This window comes from Mesorhizobium sp. NZP2298 (genome assembly GCF_013170825.1).
Lineage (GTDB): Bacteria > Pseudomonadota > Alphaproteobacteria > Rhizobiales > Rhizobiaceae > Mesorhizobium.
The window spans coordinates 5,220,804-5,237,977 of sequence record NZ_CP033365.1; the positions used below are offsets into that span (position 1 = coordinate 5,220,804).

Here is a 17,174-nt window from a genome sequence, read left to right on the forward strand (position 1 = left end):
GAAACAAAAACAGCCCGGGCGTTTGTGCGCCCGGGCTGGATTTCACCTGTAAGGAACCAGCCCTTAGAAGGAGCGCTGGAAGCGGAGGATACCGCCGAGGTTGCTCTTCTTTTCGGCGGAGGTCCAGTTGGACGCAGGGTAGCTTCCGGCGTTCAGATAGTCGACTTCGGCCGTGACCGTGAAGCCGGGAACCACGTCGTAAGCGATGTTGGCTGCAATGCCGAGGTTCTCGTCCTCGTCATACGACACCTGGGCGTTGAACGAGGTTTTCTCGTTGAACTTGTAGGTGCCACCGCCCCACACAGCCCAGTTTCCGCCCCAAAGCTTGTACATGCCGCGACCACCGGCCGGGATAGCGTAGCTGAGGTCATTGTAGTTGCTGTCGGAGCCGTAACCGCCCATGATCCACAGCGACAGTTCGTTGGAGACGTTGACGTCCAAGCGGACCTTGCCGGCAACTTCTTCGTAGTTGCTGTCATAAGCCACGACGCCCGTGATGGCACCCCAGCCCTGCGTCCACTTCACGCCACCGACGACATGCGGAACGTAGCTGTCGATCGTGAAGGGGCCATAGCCTTCTTCGAGCGAAACCACCGCCGAGAAGCCGTTGCCGGCATCGAAGTAGTACTGCACGACGTTGGTGTCGAAGCCGCCGTACGGAACCAGCGTATCCTGAATGACATTGCCGGCGTAGCCGATGAACGTATCGAAAGCCGATTCGTCCTTACCGACGCGGAGGCCACCGAGCTGAATCCAGGCGAAGTTCAGCGAAATGCCCGAATTCGTGGCGCCAACAGTACCGTATTCGCCCGTGGCAAAATTATAGGCGTAGCGACCGCTGGTTGCGGTGTTGCCGAAGTTGAAGCGGGTTTCGGTGTAGGTCTTCAACGTGCCGAGCTCGGTTTCCTGGCCGGTCCAGGTCTTCAGCGTGAAGCGGGCATTCTTCTTCCAGGTGCTCTGATCCGAGCCGTCCTTGACGTCGGTTGCACGTGCACCGTCGAACGAGCCGATATCGCCAGCGCCGATGTCGTAACGGACGTAGCCGCCGATGCGCAGGCAGGTCTCGGTGCCCGGGATGTAGAAGTAGCCAGCGCCGTAGACGTCGCAGATCTTGACGTATTCAGCGGGTTCCGGCTCGGCGACGACGACGGCGTCGGCGGCGCGCGCACCGGAAACTGCGATCAGGGCCGCAGCGGAGCCGAGAAGAAGGCTCTTGATGTTCATTTTCTGACCTCCAGTCAAAAGTTAAAAAACGGGTCTGGGTATTCTTTGCTGAAGGACAGCGTTCCCTGCCCCATCCCCACTACCGAAAAAGATGCGCACCGCGCCGCTCCTTCGAATTCGACATTACCCATGAGGCGGCGGCGTTCAACAACGATCGTACTGGCGAAAGGGCAGTTCGGCTGCTATCCCCCGGCGTTGTTGCACAAATGACACGATTTGGCCTCACTCAGAAAGCTCTCGTTAACCATCAGGCCCGCCGCAACCGCTTATTTCCCGCCCAATCCGGCAATCGGCCGACGGAATCAAGGCAAGACCTGGAGTCGCCAGCCAGGGATTTGCCGCAGAACCGCCGCACCTGCGAAGGCAGCAGCTCGGTGCGCTCTTATTTTTTCATATAATGCCTTCTTTTCCGAGATAATGGCTGGGGGCTTGTTGATTGTGCCCGCGCTTTTCTTTATCCAGCGGCGCAACGGAGAGGTGGCCGAGTGGTCGAAGGCGCTCCCCTGCTAAGGGAGTAGAGGTCAAAAGCTTCTCGTGGGTTCGAATCCCATCCTCTCCGCCATCCTGCCTCGCGCCGCCGCGTCGCGCCGATATTTTCCCAGCAATAACAGACAGATGATCCAGCGCTTGGCCGTTCCGGCGGTAGCGTCAGGGCCGTTACAGGCCTTCATTTCGTTCGATTCTGACTGGAGGTCAGAAAATGAACATCAAGAGCCTTCTTCTCGGCTCCGCTGCGGCCCTGATCGCAGTTTCCGGTGCGCGCGCCGCCGACGCCGTCGTCGTCGCCGAGCCGGAACCCGCTGAATACGTCAAGATCTGCGACGTCTACGGCGCTGGTTACTTCTACATCCCGGGCACCGAGACCTGCCTGCGCATCGGCGGCTATGTCCGTTACGACGTCGGCGCTGGCGACGTCGGCTCGTTCACCGGCGCACGCGCCGATGACGTCGTTACCGGCAAGAACCAGGGCACCTGGTACAAAGACGCTCGCTTCACGCTGAAGACCTGGACCGGCCAGGAAACCGAACTCGGCACGTTGAAGACCTATACCGAAACGCGCATGAATTTCCAGAATCACCCCCTGGACAACGGTGCCGATAATAACGCTGAAAACAGCTTCGACATGCACTTCGCCTGGATCCAGCTTGGCGGTCTGCGGGTCGGCTTGGACGAATCGGCATTCGATACGTTCGTCGGCTACGCCGGCAACGTCATCAACGACACCATCGTTCCCTACGGCGGGTTCAAGACCGGTGTTGTTCAGTACTACTTCGACGCCGGCAACGGTTTCTCGGCGATGGCCTCTCTCGAAGAAGGTTCGGGCGGCGGCGACCAGGACCCAGGTTTCTCTTATGGTTATGGCCGCTCGACGGTTGACAGCTATGTTCCGCATATCGTCGGCGGCTTGAAGTACACGCAGGGCTGGGGTGATATCGTCGGCGTCGTCGCCTATGACAGCAACTACGAATCCGTCTCGGGGAAGGTTCGCGTCGACGTGAACGTTTCCAGTGCACTGACGCTGTTCGCCATGTTCGGCTACGGCAACGACGGAAAGCTTAACGACAACAACCCCAACAACATCCCCGCCCCATCGGTAGCTCCTTTGCTAACGGCCGCGGCTTCTACAAGCCGTGGGGTGGTAACTGGGGCTTCTGGGCCGGCGGCACCTACAAGTTCAACGAGAAAACCTCGTTCAACCTCCAGGTGTCGGGTGATCAGTGGAAGGACTATGGCGTCGCGGCAAACATTGCCTACACCGTCGTTCCCGGCTTCACGGTCACGCCCGAAATCGACTATCAGCGCGTTGGTTCGGACGCTATTGCCGCCGGCAACGTTTGGGCTGGCGCCGAGAAGAGGAACTCCGTCGGCGGCATCATCCGCTTCCAGCGCGATTTCTAAGACCAGATATTTCTGGGGAGACAGGAGAACCCGGCGGGCAACCGCCGGGTTTTCTTTTTCGTTTTTATGCATACGGTAGTTTCAACGCCGCTGCGGATTTTGGGCGACATGCATCAGCGATAGCCAAGGTGCTCGGTGCCGCATTCGGCGGCCGGAATCACCGTGTCAGCGCGGCGGCGTCTCTGGCCACGGCAAGGATACTCGCGTCAAGCCCGCGGATGACGACGGCACCTGGGTCGACTTGACGATTCTACCAAGCGCCAAACCACCCTATAAAGCGCGTCGCGATCTCCGAGATCCGCTGCTGCGCTCAGCTCTTTGACATGCCTTGGTCTGGGAACCTATCGGTCAAACGTCGGCGAGGTCGCCCAACGCTTCAATCAAAGGCTGGATCTCACTTTCGTAATTCTTCCAGCGCTTCACGGACGATTTGTAGATCGGCTGACGAACCTGCCAGCGGCTGGGCGTGGTGACGGCCCCTTCCCTATCGAAGAAACGCAGGCATGCGTCATCCCAGGGAAGGCCGAGATAATCGATGAGCCGGCGCGACTGCGCCTCTTGATCCTCCACGAGCGTCTCATATCGATTTTCAAAGATACGACCGGGGAAAACCTCGTTCCAGTGACGCATCAACCGGTCATATTCTCGATAGTAGAGGCCGAGTGCCCTCAGGTCTGAATTATAGCTGTGTGAAGAACTGAAGGGCAGGACAAAGCATGACACGCAATTGTCGATGGCATCTCGCCTGCAATGAATGATGCGGGCATTGGGAAAGAGCAGGGTGAGGAGGCCGATCAATTCGGAATTGTGCGGCATCTTATCGATGATTCGCTGCGCAGTCGGAGCGCGCTCCCGCAGGTAGGAAAGATGCTCTTCGGCCAACGTCTTGGACAAGCTTTCCGTGACCGTCATGATCGGCTTGTTGAAATCAGAAGCTGTGGTTTGCAGACCGATTGCGTTCGCCACCCGCCTCAGCTTGCTGAGCTCTCCAGCGCCATGAACGTCGGGATGACTGGCGCAAATCTGTTCGGTCAGTGTCGTCCCCGAGCGCGGCATACCGACCACGAAGACAGGCACTTCGGACGGGTTCCCGTAGCTGGACCTTTCGGCAAACAGATCCGGCGTGAAGGTTGCAATGGTCAGATCCACGAAACGACGATACTGATCGATGTCGAACTTGTAGCCGGCAGCCTGTTTCGCCTTGTTGAAATGGTCGAAGGCCTCAGCGTAGCGCTTGAGGTCGTTCATCACCTTGCCGGCCGCGTAGTGCAGATTCTGCACGGCCTCCGATTTAAGGCGTGGAGCGTTGAGTTCGCGCAGGATCGATCGAAGTTCGGCAGGCTCTTCGGTAAACTTTCGACTTTGCACGAGGTCGTAATAAGCCGCCGCCACGTCAATGCGGTGTTCGATCGCCTCCTTGAGATAGACGCCAGCCTCTTCCATGCGCCCAAGGCCGGTGAGCGCGGCGGCTATTCCGATCCGCGCCTTGGGGTGATCGCGGTTGATTTTCAGCGCTTTCTCATAAAGCGGCAAGGCCAAATCGGGCTTGTCGAACTGAGTATAAACGCGACCCAGGGCACACAGGGCCTCGACAAGATCGGGCTGCACCTCCAAGGCATATTGGATGTGTTTGATCGCGGCTGAAAATTCGCTCAGCTTGCCATAGGCCTCACCGAGGCTAAGATGATAAAAGGGGTTTCTAGGCTCCTCACCGACAGCGCGTGCGAAATAACGCAGAGCCGCCTCGTCATCATAGCCAAGATAAACCGTGCCCAAGATATAGAGCGCCAGCGGATGGTTTGGCGTGCGCGCTAAGACCTGCAGGCACAGGTCCTGAGCGTCATCAAGCCGCTTGGCCTGTTGATGCTCATAGGCCTGCTTCAGCAACAAATCGTCAGCCTGTGCGCGTGCAAACGAATTTGCTTTCGGCAGACTTGCCTGCACCGGAGCTGGCCGTGGCAATCCAGGTTTCGGCGCGGCACCGGACTTGAGGTGTTTGGACCAGGCAGGCGGCAGACGATTGTTCATCGTCGCTGGCTAGCAAAAAAAGCCAATCGAATCCAGACAAAATGGACCTGCCCAGCGCTTGCGCGCACCCACCCCATCACGCTAGCAAGAAGACCCTTTTCACGCGAGCTTCCGTAATGCGTCTGCGCCCTCCCCTCACGCCGCTCATCGCCGCGCTTCCGTCCACCGTGCCGTTCGTCGGCCCGGAAGCGCAGGAGCGTGAGCGCGGGCGCGCCTTCCGAGCCCGCATCGGCGCCAACGAGAGCAGTTTTGGTCCTTCGCCGCGCGTCATCGCCCGCATGGAGAGTGTCGCGCGCGACCAATGGATGTATTGCGATCCCGACAATTTCGACCTGAAGGTCGCGGCTGCCGCGCATCACGAAGTCGCGGTCGAGAACGTCGTTGTCGGCGAAGGCATAGACGGCCTGCTCAGCCTTGTGGCGCGCATGTATGTGGCACCTGGCGACGCGGTGGTCACCTCGCTCGGTGCGTACCCGACCTTCAACTTTCATGTTGACGGCGTCGGGGGGCGGCTGATCACGGTTCCCTATGAAAACGGCAAGGAAAGCCTGGATGGTTTGCTCGCAGCGGTCATCAGGGAAAAGGCGCCGCTGGTCTATCTGTCCAACCCGGACAATCCGATGGGCAGTTGGTGGGAGGCGGACGAGATCATCCGTTTCATCGAGGCGTTGCCTGAAACCACCATGCTGGTGCTCGACGAGGCCTATGGCGAATTGGGGCCAGCCTCGGCCCTGCCACCGATCGATATCTCGCGGCCAAACGTTGTCCGCATGCGAACGTTTTCAAAGGCTTATGGACTTGCCGGTATACGCTGCGGCTACGCGATCGCAGAAACCCAGGTGATCCGCGACTTCGAGAAGATCCGCAACCACTACGGCGTCAGCCGCATGGCGCAGGTCGCCGGCGTCGAGGCGCTCGCCGACCAGGCCTATCTCGAGACCGTGGTGGCGCGCGTGGCTGCCGGCCGCCGCCGCATCGCTGATATCGCCGAGCAGAACGGATTGAGGCCTTTGGCCTCGGCGACCAATTTCGTCACCATCGACTGCGGGCATGATGGCGCCTTCGCGCTGAAAATACTGCAGGGGCTGTTGTCGCGCGATGTATTCATCCGCAAGCCGATGGCGCCAAGGCTCGACCGCTGCATTCGCGTCAGCGTCGGCCTCGATCACGAACTGGATATTTTCGCCGAGGAATTGCCCGGCGCGCTGGCCGCGGCGCGAGGGAACTAGGCAATTTCGCCGCACTCGGAATCCATCGCGCCACCGAGCAGCCTCCTGACGCGTGCGAGGATGTCCGACAACTCGGCGGCCTCCTCGTCGCCCAGGCCCGCGGTCAAGCGGATAAGGCCTCGATCCGCTGCCGACTGAAGTGCGGCAAGCGCGGCGCGGCCGCGTGCGGTGAGCGAGAGGACGCGCCGACGCAGAGTATCGGGACCGGCACGCGTTTCGATCAAGCCGGCGGCGGAGAATTTTCGAAGGATTCTCACAACATAGGCAGGATCCAGTTGGAGGTCCCGGGCGATTTCGGATGCCGCTGGTGCGAAATCGAGTTGAAACACTCGCGCCAGGAAGCCTGCCTTGCCGCCAGAGTTGGTGGCAATAAGGCTGGTCCGGTGCTCCAGCTCGAACAGTACCCGCGCCTCGGCCAGCGTATAGGCACTGTGGGTCAAGGTTTCGTCGAGCAGCCCGATCAGGCCGGTATAGAAACGGTTGAAGCGCCTGAGGTCGCAGACCAAGGCATTCCGATCGGTCGGCATGTCTGGCGCCCCGGAAGATTCCCACATCGCCGGATCATCGCAAAAAACTTGACCAAGTCAATTATTTATTGGAGGAAGTCATCTATCCTCCGGATGAAACACAGCTCGACAATTCGAAAGAATCCTCCCCTCAAACCAGTTGCCTTCGTTCGATCCTGCGCCAGACTCCATGCGAGGAGCGAGCCATGAAAGAGCAGCGGAAAAGGGCGGTGAAGGTGCGTGTCCAGGGCAAGGTGCAAGGCGTCGGCTACAGGATCTGGACGCGAGGCGAAGCGACAGGGCTTGGCCTGATGGGCTGGGTACGCAACGAAAGAGACGGATCGGTAACGGCATGGCTGACCGGCACGGATACGGCGGTTTCGACGATGATCGAGCGCCTTTGGCAAGGCCCGCCGCGTGCAGCAGTCTACCAGATCGATATAGAGGAACTCGAGAGTTGGATTGCGCCTGGAGACTTCAGGGTTGTCGCATAGGCGGCTCCAATGGGGCCCCTTGAATTAATTGAACGTTCGTTTTATTATAGCCGCCTAAAGAGGCGATCATGGCGCGCACCACAGGATCCGATGGCGAGCGAACGGAGGCGGCAGTCCGCGAGGCGGCGGTCAACCTGATCGCACGCTATGGCTACGAGGCGATGTCCATGCGCCAACTGGCCGCCGAAGTAGGCGTGCAGGCGGCCGCGCTCTACCGCTATTTCCCGACCAAGGAAGACCTGCTGTTCACGCTGATGCGCGAGCACATGGAAGGGCTTCGCGAAGCGTGGGAAAACGCCCGGCCAGCCGGCGCCGATCCGGCGGAGCAGCTTGCGGCCTATGTACGCAACCACATCGCTTTTCATATCGAGCGCCGGCACGCCACGCATGTGTCGAACATGGAATTGCGCAGTCTGTCGCCCGACAGGCTGACACAGATCCTGCGCATGCGCACGGCCTACGAAAAGGAACTGCGCGCCATCCTGCGTGACGGCGCCGAAGCCGGTGTGTTCAGCATCGAGGACACCGGCCTGACAGCCATGGCTCTGATCCAGATGATGACCGGCGTCATTGTCTGGTTCCGGCCGGGCGAGCGGCTTTCGGTCCCTGAAGTAACGGCGACATATCTTTCAATGACAATGCGGCTCGTCGGCGCGAAGATCGCTGACAGCGCCGCGCGTCCATCGGACGCGCAAAGGACGCTGTCCCACTTTAATTTTCGCGCATGATCCTTTCCGAAAATCGAAGCCGATTTTCGGGGTCATGCGCCACGGAGGAAAAACATGTACACGAACACGCTCAGCTTCGGGCTTGACGAGGACATCGAAGCGCTGCGCGACATGGTGCGGCGCTTCGCCCAGGACCGGATCGCGCCGATCGCCGGCGACATTGACCGCGACAACGAATTTCCGGCGCATCTGTGGCGCGAGCTCGGCGCGCTCGGTCTGCTTGGCATAACGGCAAATCCCGATTTCGGTGGCAGCGGCATGGGTTACCTTGCCCATGTCATTGCCGTCGAGGAGATCTCACGTGCCTCCGCGTCGGTCGGCCTCTCCTACGGCGCTCATTCCAATCTCTGCGTCAACCAGATCAACCGCTGGGCAACGCCGGCTCAGAAGGAGAAATTCCTGCCGCCGCTGTGTTCGGGCGAACGTGTCGGCGCGCTGGCGATGTCGGAATCCGGCGCCGGCTCCGACGTTGTCTCGCTCAAGTTGCGCGCCGAAAAGCGCAATGACCGCTATGTGCTTAACGGCACCAAGATGTGGATCACCAACGGCCCGGATGCCGAAACGCTGGTCGTCTATGCCAAGACCGATCCGGAGCGGAAATCGCGCGGCATCACCGCCTTCATCGTAGAGAAGGCGATGACAGGGTTTTCCGTGGCGCAAAAACTCGACAAGCTCGGCATGCGCGGCTCCAACACCGGCGAGCTGGTGTTCGAGGATGTCGAAGTGCCATTCGACAATGTGCTGCATGAGGAAGGGCGCGGCGTCGAGGTGCTGATGTCGGGCCTCGACTATGAGCGCACCGTGCTTGCCGGTGGCCCGATCGGCCTGATGGCGGCGTGCCTCGACGTGGCGATCCCCTACGTGCACGAACGCAAGCAGTTCGGTCAGGCGATCGGCGAGTTCCAGCTTGTGCAAGGCAAGCTTGCGGACATGTACACGGTGATGAATGCCGCGCGCGCCTATGTCTATGCCGTCGCCGCCGCCTGCGACCGCGGCCAGACCACGCGCAAGGACGCCGCCGGCTGCGTGCTGTTCGCGGCCGAGAAGGCGACGCAGATGGCGCTCGACGCGCTGCAGCTGCTTGGTGGCAATGGCTATATCAACGACTATCCGACCGGCCGGCTGCTGCGCGACGCCAAACTCTACGAGATCGGCGCCGGCACTAGCGAAATCCGGCGCTGGCTGATCGGCCGCGAGATCATGGCGGAGGGGGTTTAGCATGGCCGTCCTTCAGACGCAGATATCGCCCTCCTCCGATACCTTTCGTGCCAATGCCGAACGCATGCGCGGACTGGTCGCCGACATCGCCGAAAAAGCGGCCATCGTCGAACGCGGCGGTTCGGAGGAGGCGCGCGAGCGCCACATCTCGCGCGGCAAGCTGTTGCCGCGAGAACGCCTCGCGCAATTGCTCGACATCGGCTCGCCTTTCCTCGAGATCGGCCAGTTCGCGGCATGGTCGATGTATGGCGAGGAAATTTCCTCGGCCGGCATGATCGCCGGCATCGGCCGCGTCGAAGGCACCGAGGTGATGGTCGTCGTCAACGATGCCACGGTGAAGGGCGGCACCTATTATCCGCTGACGGTGAAGAAGCATCTGCGCGCGCAGGAAATCGCGCTGCAGAACAATCTGCCCTGCATCTACCTGGTCGACAGCGGCGGCGCCAATCTGCCCAACCAGGACGAAGTGTTTCCCGACCGCGAACATTTCGGCCGCATCTTCTACAACCAGGCCAAGATGTCCGCGGCCGGCATCCCGCAGATCGCCTGCGTCATGGGTTCCTGCACGGCCGGCGGCGCTTATGTGCCGGCGATGTCGGATGAGACGATCATGGTGCGCAACCAGGCGACCATCTTCCTCGGCGGCCCGCCGCTGGTGAAGGCGGCCACCGGCGAGGATGTCAGCGCCGAGGATCTCGGCGGCGCGGACGTGCATACCAGGCTTTCCGGCGTCGCCGACCATTATGCGATGGACGACGAGCATGCGCTCGCCATCTGCCGTCGCATCGTCAAAAACCTGAATCGGAACAAGACTGTAAGCCTGAGCTTACAGAAATCGATTCCACCACTTCATTCGGCGAATGAACTCTACGGCGTCGTGCCGACCGATCTGCGTCAGCCTTATGATGTACGTGAGGTGATCGCGCGTATCGTCGACGGCTCCGAATTCGACGAGTTCAAGCAGAATTACGGCACGACGCTGATCACCGGCCTTGCCCATCTCCACGGCATGCCGGTCGGCATCATCGCCAACAATGGTGTCTTGTTTTCCGAAAGCGCGCTGAAGGGCGCGCACTTCATCGAACTGTGCTGCCAGCGCAAGATCCCGCTGGTCTTCCTTCAGAACATCACCGGCTTCATGGTCGGCCGGAAATACGAAGCCGGCGGCATCGCCAAGGACGGCGCCAAGCTGGTGATGGCGGTTGCCACCGCCAGGGTTCCGAAGGTGACCGTCATCATCGGCGGTTCGTTCGGCGCCGGCAATTACGGCATGTGCGGCCGCGCCTACTCGCCGCGCTTCCTGTGGATGTGGCCGAATGCCCGCATCTCGGTGATGGGCGGCGAGCAGGCGGCGACCGTTCTTGCCATGGTCAAGCGCGACGGCATCGAGCGCAAAGGGGGCGAATGGAGCGCCGAGGAGGAAGCAAAATTCAAGAAGCCGATCCTGATGAAATACGAGCACGAGGGCCATCCGCTTTACTCGTCCGCCCGTCTTTGGGATGACGGCATCATCGATCCGGCAAAGACGCGCGAGGTGCTGGCGCTCAGCCTTTCGGCGGCGCTCAACGCCGAAATCGAGGACACGCGCTTCGGCGTGTTCAGGATGTGAAATGAGCAAGGCGCCGGACAGGATCCGCATCCACACAGGCGACATCACGAAGCTGGATGTCGACGCCATCGTCAATGCCGCCAATTCGTCACTGCTCAGCGGCGGCGGCGTCGATGGCGCCATCCATCGCGCGGCGGGCCATGAGCTCGAGTTCGAATGCCGGATGCTGAACGGATGCAAGGTCGGCGACGCCAAGATCACCAAGGGTTACAAACTGCCGGCTCGACATGTCATCCACACGGTCGGGCCAGTCTGGCAAGGCGGCGGCAAAGGCGAAGCCGAGTTGCTGGCCTCCTGCTATCGCAAGTCGCTGGAACTCGCGGCCGCCAATGATTGCCGCACCGTGGCATTCCCGGCGATTTCGACCGGTGTTTACCGCTACCCGAAAAATGAGGCGACCGAAATCGCTGTCGGGGCGATCGGCACGTTCATCGACGAAAAAAACATACCCGAGACTGTCATCATCTGCTGCTTCGATGAACAAACGGCGGAACTATACCGGCGCGCCGTTGCTGCGCTTCGGGAGGCCTGAACTGTATGGACCAATCGATTCATCAGCATAGGCAAACTCGAATCCCTGCCAACGAACTGGCGGCGAGGCAAGATGTTCGCTACTGCTTTTTCCGCGCAATACAATGGGGACAGGGCGAAGATGATGCTGAAATATCACCGGGGTACGGTTGCCTCGATACTTGCAATCCTACTAATATTCGCAACGACTGCCGCCAACCCGGCCGGATCGCTGGCAGGCAGCAGAGGCGACGTGCGTTACCCGATAAACATTCCCGTGGGGACCACCGGAGGCTGCGGCAAGATCTATGGGGCATATCTCGCAGCCGCGGGCCATTCGGCCTTCGCGGCGACGCCGATCGTTCCGGCGAGCGAGTACTTCATTTGTGGCGTGAAGCTAAATGCACCGTCACAGAAGGCGGCCGAGGAACTGGCGCTGAAATCCTGTCAGGCCAGCAAGAGCAAATACAAGGTTACCGTCGCTGGCGCCTGCAGTCTCGCCGCGTCCAAATAGGCTGGAAGGCGCGCGGTTTTTCTCTTTGGGGGAAGCAGAATGAAATCCACGAACTCCAGGCGACCAGCCATCGCGATACTGGCCGGGTTGTTCATGATCGTCTCGTCTGGCATCGGCGTGGCCGGCTCGCTAGCGGGAAGCGAGGGAGACAAGCGGTTCCCGCCGGCTTTGAATGGCGACCCGAAGTCGCCATGCACCAAGGCGTACAAGGCCTATGTGGCGGCCAGCGGCCATTCGGCCTACGCCACGACGCCGTATTCCAGGGTGGTCTCGCTATACATCCTGTGCGGCACGCGGCTGAATGCACCGTCGCAAAAGGTGGCGGAAGAGCTGGCGATGAAATCCTGCCTGGCCACACGTGCGCACTACAAGGTGACGAATGGCGGCGCCTGCGAGATCGCCGCTTCGAAATAGGCCGGCGCCTGCGAGATCGCCGCTTCGAAATAGGCCGGCGCCTGCCAGAATGGCGCCGCCCGCCACAAACCCGGGAGGCTCCATGTTCGCCAAGATCCTGATCGCCAATCGGGGCGAGATCGCATGCCGTGTGATCCGCACGGCCCGCAAGCTCGGCGTGCACACTGTCGCCGTCTATTCGGACGCCGACGCGAAATCCCTGCATGTCGAGATGGCCGACGAGGCTGTCCATATCGGCTCCTCGCCTGTCGGCGAGAGCTATCTGCGCGGTGACAAGATTGTCGCGGCGGCTCTTTCGACCGGGGCGCAGGCCATCCATCCCGGTTACGGATTCCTGTCGGAAAATCCCGATTTCGTCGACCAGGTGGTGACGGCGGGGCTCACCTTCATCGGCCCGTCGGCGGCCTCGATCCGCGCCATGGGACTGAAGGACGCCGCCAAGCGGCTGATGGAGAAAGCCGGCGTTCCTGTCGTTCCGGGTTATCACGGCGAGGCGCAGGAGATCGTGCTGCTTGCGTCCAAGGCGCGCGAGATCGGTTATCCCGTTCTGATCAAGGCGCGCGCCGGCGGCGGCGGCAAGGGCATGCGGCGCGTCGAGCATCCCGATGATTTTTCCGAGGCGCTGTCCAGCGCCCGGCGCGAAGCAAAGGCTGCTTTTGGCGACGACCGTGTGCTGGTCGAGAAATATGTCGACAAGCCCCGGCACATCGAAGTGCAGGTGTTCGGCGACAATTTCGGCAATGCCGTGCATCTCTATGAACGCGACTGTTCGGCACAACGCCGCCACCAGAAGGTGATCGAGGAAGCGCCCGCCCCGGGCATGACGCCGGATTTGCGCAAGGCGATGACGGAAGCGGCTGTGAAGGCCGCAAAGGCGATCAACTATTCCGGCGCCGGCACCATCGAATTCATCGTCGATGCCTCGCAGGGCCTCAAGGCCGACCGCTTCTGGTTCATGGAAATGAACACCCGCCTGCAGGTCGAGCATCCCGTCACCGAAATGGTCACCGGCACCGATCTGGTCGAGTGGCAGTTGCGGGTCGCCAGCGGCGAAAAGCTGCCGAAGTCGCAGAGCGAGATCGCGCTTGCCGGCCATGCCTTCGAAGCGCGCATCTATGCGGAGGACGCGGCAAAAGGGTTCCTGCCTGCTACGGGCACGCTGCATCATCTGAAATTTCCCGAAACAGCACCCGACGCGGCCACGATGCGCATCGAGACCGGCGTGCGGGCCGGCGATGCCATCTCGCCCTACTACGACCCGATGATCGCGAAGCTGGTCGTCCATGCAAAGGACAGGCAAGCCGCGCTCGAAGCACTCGGCACAGCGCTATCGCAGACCGAGATTGCCGGCTCCACCGTCAACACCGCCTTTCTTGCCGCTCTCGCCGCCGATCCGGACTTTTGCGCTGGCGACGTCGACACCGGCCTGATCGGCAGACAGCAGGCGACGCTGACCGAACTCCCGCCGCCGACCGGCGAAATCATCTCGGCAGCCGCCCTTGCCGCGTCCGGCGCAGGATTATTGCCGCCGTCGAACGACCCGTGGTCGTCGATTTCCGGCTATGCCCATTTCCACGGCGTGGCGCGGCGCACACGGTTGAAGTTCGGCGAGGACGATATTCTGGCAAAGCTCTCGGTGCGGCCGGACGGGCGTTTCCAGGTGGCGCTCGGTGCGCCCTATGACAGCGCCAATTCGCATGATTTTCGCGCCGCTCCACGCCTCGCCCGCTGGCCAGGCCACATCACGGTGTTCGAAGGCGCCATCGGCTATACTTTCGCGGTGCCCGACCCGTTGGCACGGAGCGATGACGCGGCGGCCGCGTCCGGCAGCCTGCGCGCGCCGATGCCGGGTCTGGTCAAGCTGGTGCGCGCGGCAAAGGGCGATGCGGTGATCAAGGGACAAGCTCTCCTGATCCTCGAGGCGATGAAGATGGAGCACACCATCGCCGCCCCGCATGACGGGGTGATTGCCGAAATCGCCACGGAAGGTGCGCAGGTCACCGACGGGACGGTGCTTGTGCGGTTCGTCGAGGAGCAGACCGCCTCAACCGCCGCCGCAGGCTGATACACCGAGCGCATCGCCGACCGCAAAACAAAATGGCCGGGGCGAACCCCGGCCATTTCTCTGGATTATCGCCTCGGATTACTGTGCGATCGGCGCGTACTTGCCGTCATGCCACTGGTTGATGTCGTAGCTGGCGTTCTTGAGGTCGCCCTTCTCGTCGAAGGTGACGTCGCCGACAACGGTGCTGATCGGCGTGCCGTTCTTCAACGCTTCGGCAACCTTGGCCGGATCGTCGCTGCCGGCACGCTTGATGCCTTCGGCGAAAGCCTGGACCACGGCGTAGGAGAACAGCGTGAAGCCTTCCGGCACGAAGCCGCCGGCCTTGATCTTCTCGACGGCGGCCTTGGCTTCCGGCTTTGCCTGCGGGTCCGACGGGAAGACGAACATGGTGCCTTCGCCGGCCGGGCCAGCAACCTGCCAGAACTCCGGCGAGGCGATCGAATCCGGCATGATCAGCTGGAACTTCAGGTTCTGTTCGGCCGACTGGCGCAGGATCAGGCCGGCTTCAGGATGGTAGCCGCCGAAATAGACGACGTCGGCCTTGAGATCCTTGAGCTTGGTGACAAGCGCGGAATAGTCCTTCTCGCCGGGATTGATGGCGTCGTAGTAGACTTCCTTCAGGCCACCGGTGTTCATGGTTGCCTTGACAGCGTCAGCCACGCCCTGGCCGTAGGCGCTCTTGTCGTGCAGGATGACGACGTTCTTGCCGGCATACTTCTTGGCGATCCACGGGCCGATGAAGGCGCCCTGTGCGTCGTCACGCGTATAGAGGCGCATGATCGTCGGCCAGCCGGCCTTGGCGGCCGCGTCGGTCAGCACCGGGTTCGAGGAAGCCGGGCTCATCATCAGCGCGCCGGCTTCGGCATAGACGGCCGAAGCCGGAATGCTCGAGCCTGAGCAGGCATGCCCATCGATGAACTTGACGCCGTTGGCGACAATGCGGTTGGCGACCGACACGGCCTGTTTGGGATCGCACTGGTCATCCTCGATGTCGAGCTTGATCATCGAACCGTTGACGCCGCCAGCGGCGTTGATGGCATCGGCGGCAGCCTGTGCGCCCTGCTTGAACTGATCGCCGATGGTGGCGAGCTGTCCGGTCATCGGGCCGACCACCGAAACGGTGATGTCGTCGGCGAATGCGACCGGCGCACTCATCATCAGGCCGAAAATGGCCGCGCTCAAAATACTCATTTTTTTCATTGCAATAGAACTCCTCCACTCACGCGCGGCCGCCCCGGCCGCGCTTCTTCCAGAGAGGCGGGACAATTTCATCCTTCATCGGGCCTGTCTAGGCGCATTGACGCCGCTCGATTGGGCCTGGGAGGCCTCATCCACGCAAAAAAGCCACGCCAGCCTTGTTCCGGCCGGTCATGGCTTTTTTGCCTGTCGGGCTGTTTCCCCAGCGCCCCCGCGCCGCGAACCCCAACTTGGCCGTCCCTGTCTTTCCTGTTGACCATGGTCTTGCCCGAAGACCGGATTCCACTTTCCGGGATCATGGTCCGTCGTACGGCTTGACCTATTTCGCCTGCCGCATTCTTGTTGTTGGCCTGTGGCCTGGCTATCTGCGCAGCCTTGTCCCTGTTGTGGCCCGACCGTCTTTGAGCGATCTGGACCCGAGCCTTTCCGCCTCGCGGAAACCTAGTGCATGGTCATCCATTCGCGGGCTTCGCGCAGCGCCCTGGCAATCTCGACCTTCGACATGGCCGCCGACAGTTCCGAGCGCAGTTCCGCGGCGCGGGCCGAACCCTTGATGGCGGCGATGTTGAACCATTTGTGGGCGGCAACGACGTCGGTCTCGCAGTCGCGGCCGGTCGCATACATCATGCCCAGTTCGAAAAGAATGTCGGCCTGGGCAGTTGCCCCCATGGCGCCGAAGCCTGCTTCAAGCATTTCAAAACGTGCCATTTTAGTCCCCTGTCTGGCTCCCGAGAGCTGCCTCCGTTTGTCTTGTCCGGGCCGCTCTTTCGATGCTTTCGAGAATGCCGCTCAGGCTTGAATCCGTCGTTAAATGGCGTGCTTAATTTGAGGAAAACAAAGCTAAAACAAGAGGTAAACGCGGAAATTCGTTAAGGATACGAAGCCAGCGTTTCAGCCGATTTTCGCTAAATTTGACGAAAATTTTCCGGGCCTCAATCAACACTCCGCTAACCACGGGAGACAAACACGATGCGCCGGTCGTTTTCATTTCCCTCCGCGACGAGGCGAATTCAGGCGCTTTCAGAATCCCAAGGTCTTCCGTTGCGGCACCGCTTTTGTTTTGGCGGGAGCTGGATTAGCTTACGTTTGCGTAAGCGGCAGACCGGCGAGGCGGAGCATCCGGCCGGCCATCCAAAGGGAGGAAGACATGTTTCGAAAAGTGAGCCTGGCCCTTGCAGCCACATTGATCATGGCGGGAACGGCGTGGGCCGATCCGATCGAGGGCAACTGGAAGACGCAAGCCGGCGACACCGCGGCCATTTCAGGCAGCGGCTCGTTTTCCATCACGCTCAAGTCGGGCAAATATACCGGCAAGACCATCGGCTCGCTCAAGGCGGCTGGCGACAACAAATATGCCGGCAGCATCACCGACCCGGCAAACGACAAGACCTATTCGGGCAAGGCGACGTTGTCGGGCACCTCGCTCAAGATGAGCGGTTGCGTGCTCGGCGGTCTGATCTGCAAGAGCCAGACCTGGCACAAGCTCTGATCTACCATATCCTTGGGACATGATGACGGGGCCTGGCAGGCCCCGTTTTC

At 61.1% G+C, this 17,174-nt stretch carries 15 protein-coding genes, 1 tRNA gene and 1 pseudogene; 12 read left to right on the forward strand and 5 right to left on the reverse strand.

The annotated features are described in order from the left end of the window. Nucleotides 1-63 precede the first annotated feature (63 nt). Nucleotides 64-1,224 carry a porin gene (locus EB231_RS25395; protein ID WP_172351224.1) on the reverse strand — a complete coding sequence of 387 codons (1,161 nt, stop codon included), beginning with the start codon at nucleotides 1,222-1,224 and terminating at the stop codon, nucleotides 64-66. Nucleotides 1,225-1,695: 471 nt separating this feature from the next. On the opposite strand from EB231_RS25395, the gene EB231_RS25400 reads away from it, so the two are divergent. Beyond that, a tRNA-Ser gene (locus EB231_RS25400) sits at nucleotides 1,696-1,786 on the forward strand. Nucleotides 1,787-1,924: 138 nt separating this feature from the next. After that, nucleotides 1,925-3,123 (forward strand): annotated as a pseudogene (locus EB231_RS25405) (porin). A 348-nt stretch (nucleotides 3,124-3,471) separates the two neighbouring features. Here EB231_RS25405 and EB231_RS25410 read toward each other — a convergent pair. Continuing rightward, entirely contained in the window at nucleotides 3,472-5,151 is a 1,680-nt protein-coding gene (locus EB231_RS25410) for a tetratricopeptide repeat-containing sulfotransferase family protein (protein ID WP_172351225.1), read from the reverse strand. A gap of 116 nt (nucleotides 5,152-5,267) precedes the next feature. On the opposite strand from EB231_RS25410, the gene EB231_RS25415 reads away from it, so the two are divergent. Beyond that, nucleotides 5,268-6,380, forward strand: a complete 1,113-nt coding sequence (locus EB231_RS25415) for a pyridoxal phosphate-dependent aminotransferase (protein WP_172351226.1) — start codon at nucleotides 5,268-5,270, stop codon at nucleotides 6,378-6,380. On the opposite strand, the gene EB231_RS25420 is transcribed toward EB231_RS25415, so the two are convergent. Next, nucleotides 6,377-6,907 carry a MarR family winged helix-turn-helix transcriptional regulator gene (locus tag EB231_RS25420; RefSeq protein WP_172351227.1) on the reverse strand — a complete coding sequence of 177 codons (531 nt, stop codon included), beginning with the start codon at nucleotides 6,905-6,907 and terminating at the stop codon, nucleotides 6,377-6,379. The two genes, EB231_RS25415 and EB231_RS25420, sit on opposite strands and share 4 nt — an antisense overlap. 185 nt (nucleotides 6,908-7,092) lie before the next feature. On the opposite strand from EB231_RS25420, the gene EB231_RS25425 reads away from it, so the two are divergent. The 8 genes from EB231_RS25425 to EB231_RS25460 all read left to right on the forward strand — a co-directional run bounded on the left by EB231_RS25425 (nucleotide 7,093) and on the right by EB231_RS25460 (nucleotide 14,438). Continuing rightward, nucleotides 7,093-7,380: an acylphosphatase gene (locus EB231_RS25425; RefSeq protein ID WP_172351228.1), complete on the forward strand. Its 288-nt coding sequence runs from the start codon at nucleotides 7,093-7,095 to the stop codon at nucleotides 7,378-7,380. A gap of 68 nt (nucleotides 7,381-7,448) precedes the next feature. Beyond that, complete coding sequence (locus EB231_RS25430; protein ID WP_172351229.1) at nucleotides 7,449-8,108, forward strand: TetR/AcrR family transcriptional regulator; 660 nt, start codon at nucleotides 7,449-7,451, stop codon at nucleotides 8,106-8,108. Nucleotides 8,109-8,162: 54 nt separating this feature from the next. Next, complete coding sequence (locus tag EB231_RS25435; RefSeq protein WP_172351230.1) at nucleotides 8,163-9,326, forward strand: isovaleryl-CoA dehydrogenase; 1,164 nt, start codon at nucleotides 8,163-8,165, stop codon at nucleotides 9,324-9,326. A 1-nt stretch (nucleotide 9,327) separates the two neighbouring features. Then, a complete protein-coding gene (locus tag EB231_RS25440; RefSeq protein ID WP_172351231.1) occupies nucleotides 9,328-10,935 on the forward strand; it encodes a carboxyl transferase domain-containing protein in 1,608 nt (535 codons plus the stop codon). A 1-nt stretch (nucleotide 10,936) separates the two neighbouring features. Continuing rightward, complete coding sequence (locus EB231_RS25445; RefSeq protein WP_172351232.1) at nucleotides 10,937-11,467, forward strand: O-acetyl-ADP-ribose deacetylase; 531 nt, start codon at nucleotides 10,937-10,939, stop codon at nucleotides 11,465-11,467. A 72-nt stretch (nucleotides 11,468-11,539) separates the two neighbouring features. Then, nucleotides 11,540-11,959, forward strand: coding sequence for a hypothetical protein (locus EB231_RS25450; protein ID WP_246740716.1), 420 nt, complete (start codon nucleotides 11,540-11,542; stop codon nucleotides 11,957-11,959). Between the two features lie 39 nt (nucleotides 11,960-11,998). Further along, nucleotides 11,999-12,373, forward strand: coding sequence for a hypothetical protein (locus EB231_RS25455; protein ID WP_172351233.1), 375 nt, complete (start codon nucleotides 11,999-12,001; stop codon nucleotides 12,371-12,373). 82 nt (nucleotides 12,374-12,455) lie between these two features. Continuing rightward, nucleotides 12,456-14,438, forward strand: a complete 1,983-nt coding sequence (locus EB231_RS25460) for an acetyl/propionyl/methylcrotonyl-CoA carboxylase subunit alpha (protein ID WP_172351234.1) — start codon at nucleotides 12,456-12,458, stop codon at nucleotides 14,436-14,438. Nucleotides 14,439-14,516: 78 nt separating this feature from the next. Here EB231_RS25460 and EB231_RS25465 read toward each other — a convergent pair whose 3' ends face one another. Next, on the reverse strand, nucleotides 14,517-15,638 hold the full coding sequence (locus EB231_RS25465; RefSeq protein WP_172351235.1) for a branched-chain amino acid ABC transporter substrate-binding protein: 1,122 nt from the start codon (nucleotides 15,636-15,638) through the stop codon (nucleotides 14,517-14,519). Nucleotides 15,639-16,076: 438 nt separating this feature from the next. After that, a complete protein-coding gene (locus EB231_RS25470) occupies nucleotides 16,077-16,343 on the reverse strand; it encodes an SEL1-like repeat protein (RefSeq protein ID WP_115145099.1) in 267 nt (88 codons plus the stop codon). A gap of 439 nt (nucleotides 16,344-16,782) precedes the next feature. On the opposite strand from EB231_RS25470, the gene EB231_RS25475 reads away from it, so the two are divergent. Next, complete coding sequence (locus EB231_RS25475; RefSeq protein ID WP_172351236.1) at nucleotides 16,783-17,124, forward strand: DUF2147 domain-containing protein; 342 nt, start codon at nucleotides 16,783-16,785, stop codon at nucleotides 17,122-17,124. The last annotated feature ends 50 nt before the right edge of the window (nucleotides 17,125-17,174 follow it).

What these genes read in the sequence shown, in the direction of transcription:
- EB231_RS25435 (WP_172351230.1), top strand. Translation starts at nt 8,163, where the DNA reads ATGTACACGAACACGCTCAGCTTCGGGCTTGACGAGGACATCGAAGCG.
- EB231_RS25455 (WP_172351233.1), top strand. Translation starts at nt 11,999, where the DNA reads ATGAAATCCACGAACTCCAGGCGACCAGCCATCGCGATACTGGCCGGG.
- EB231_RS25420 (WP_172351227.1), bottom strand. Translation starts at nt 6,907, where the DNA reads ATGCCGACCGATCGGAATGCCTTGGTCTGCGACCTCAGGCGCTTCAAC.
- EB231_RS25425 (WP_172351228.1), top strand. Translation starts at nt 7,093, where the DNA reads ATGAAAGAGCAGCGGAAAAGGGCGGTGAAGGTGCGTGTCCAGGGCAAG.
- EB231_RS25410 (WP_172351225.1), bottom strand. Translation starts at nt 5,151, where the DNA reads ATGAACAATCGTCTGCCGCCTGCCTGGTCCAAACACCTCAAGTCCGGT.
- EB231_RS25415 (WP_172351226.1), top strand. Translation starts at nt 5,268, where the DNA reads ATGCGTCTGCGCCCTCCCCTCACGCCGCTCATCGCCGCGCTTCCGTCC.
- EB231_RS25450 (WP_246740716.1), top strand. Translation starts at nt 11,540, where the DNA reads ATGTTCGCTACTGCTTTTTCCGCGCAATACAATGGGGACAGGGCGAAG.
- EB231_RS25440 (WP_172351231.1), top strand. Translation starts at nt 9,328, where the DNA reads ATGGCCGTCCTTCAGACGCAGATATCGCCCTCCTCCGATACCTTTCGT.
- EB231_RS25460 (WP_172351234.1), top strand. Translation starts at nt 12,456, where the DNA reads ATGTTCGCCAAGATCCTGATCGCCAATCGGGGCGAGATCGCATGCCGT.
- EB231_RS25395 (WP_172351224.1), bottom strand. Translation starts at nt 1,224, where the DNA reads ATGAACATCAAGAGCCTTCTTCTCGGCTCCGCTGCGGCCCTGATCGCA.
- EB231_RS25475 (WP_172351236.1), top strand. Translation starts at nt 16,783, where the DNA reads ATGTTTCGAAAAGTGAGCCTGGCCCTTGCAGCCACATTGATCATGGCG.
- EB231_RS25445 (WP_172351232.1), top strand. Translation starts at nt 10,937, where the DNA reads ATGAGCAAGGCGCCGGACAGGATCCGCATCCACACAGGCGACATCACG.
- EB231_RS25470 (WP_115145099.1), bottom strand. Translation starts at nt 16,343, where the DNA reads ATGGCACGTTTTGAAATGCTTGAAGCAGGCTTCGGCGCCATGGGGGCA.
- EB231_RS25430 (WP_172351229.1), top strand. Translation starts at nt 7,449, where the DNA reads ATGGCGCGCACCACAGGATCCGATGGCGAGCGAACGGAGGCGGCAGTC.
- EB231_RS25465 (WP_172351235.1), bottom strand. Translation starts at nt 15,638, where the DNA reads ATGAAAAAAATGAGTATTTTGAGCGCGGCCATTTTCGGCCTGATGATG.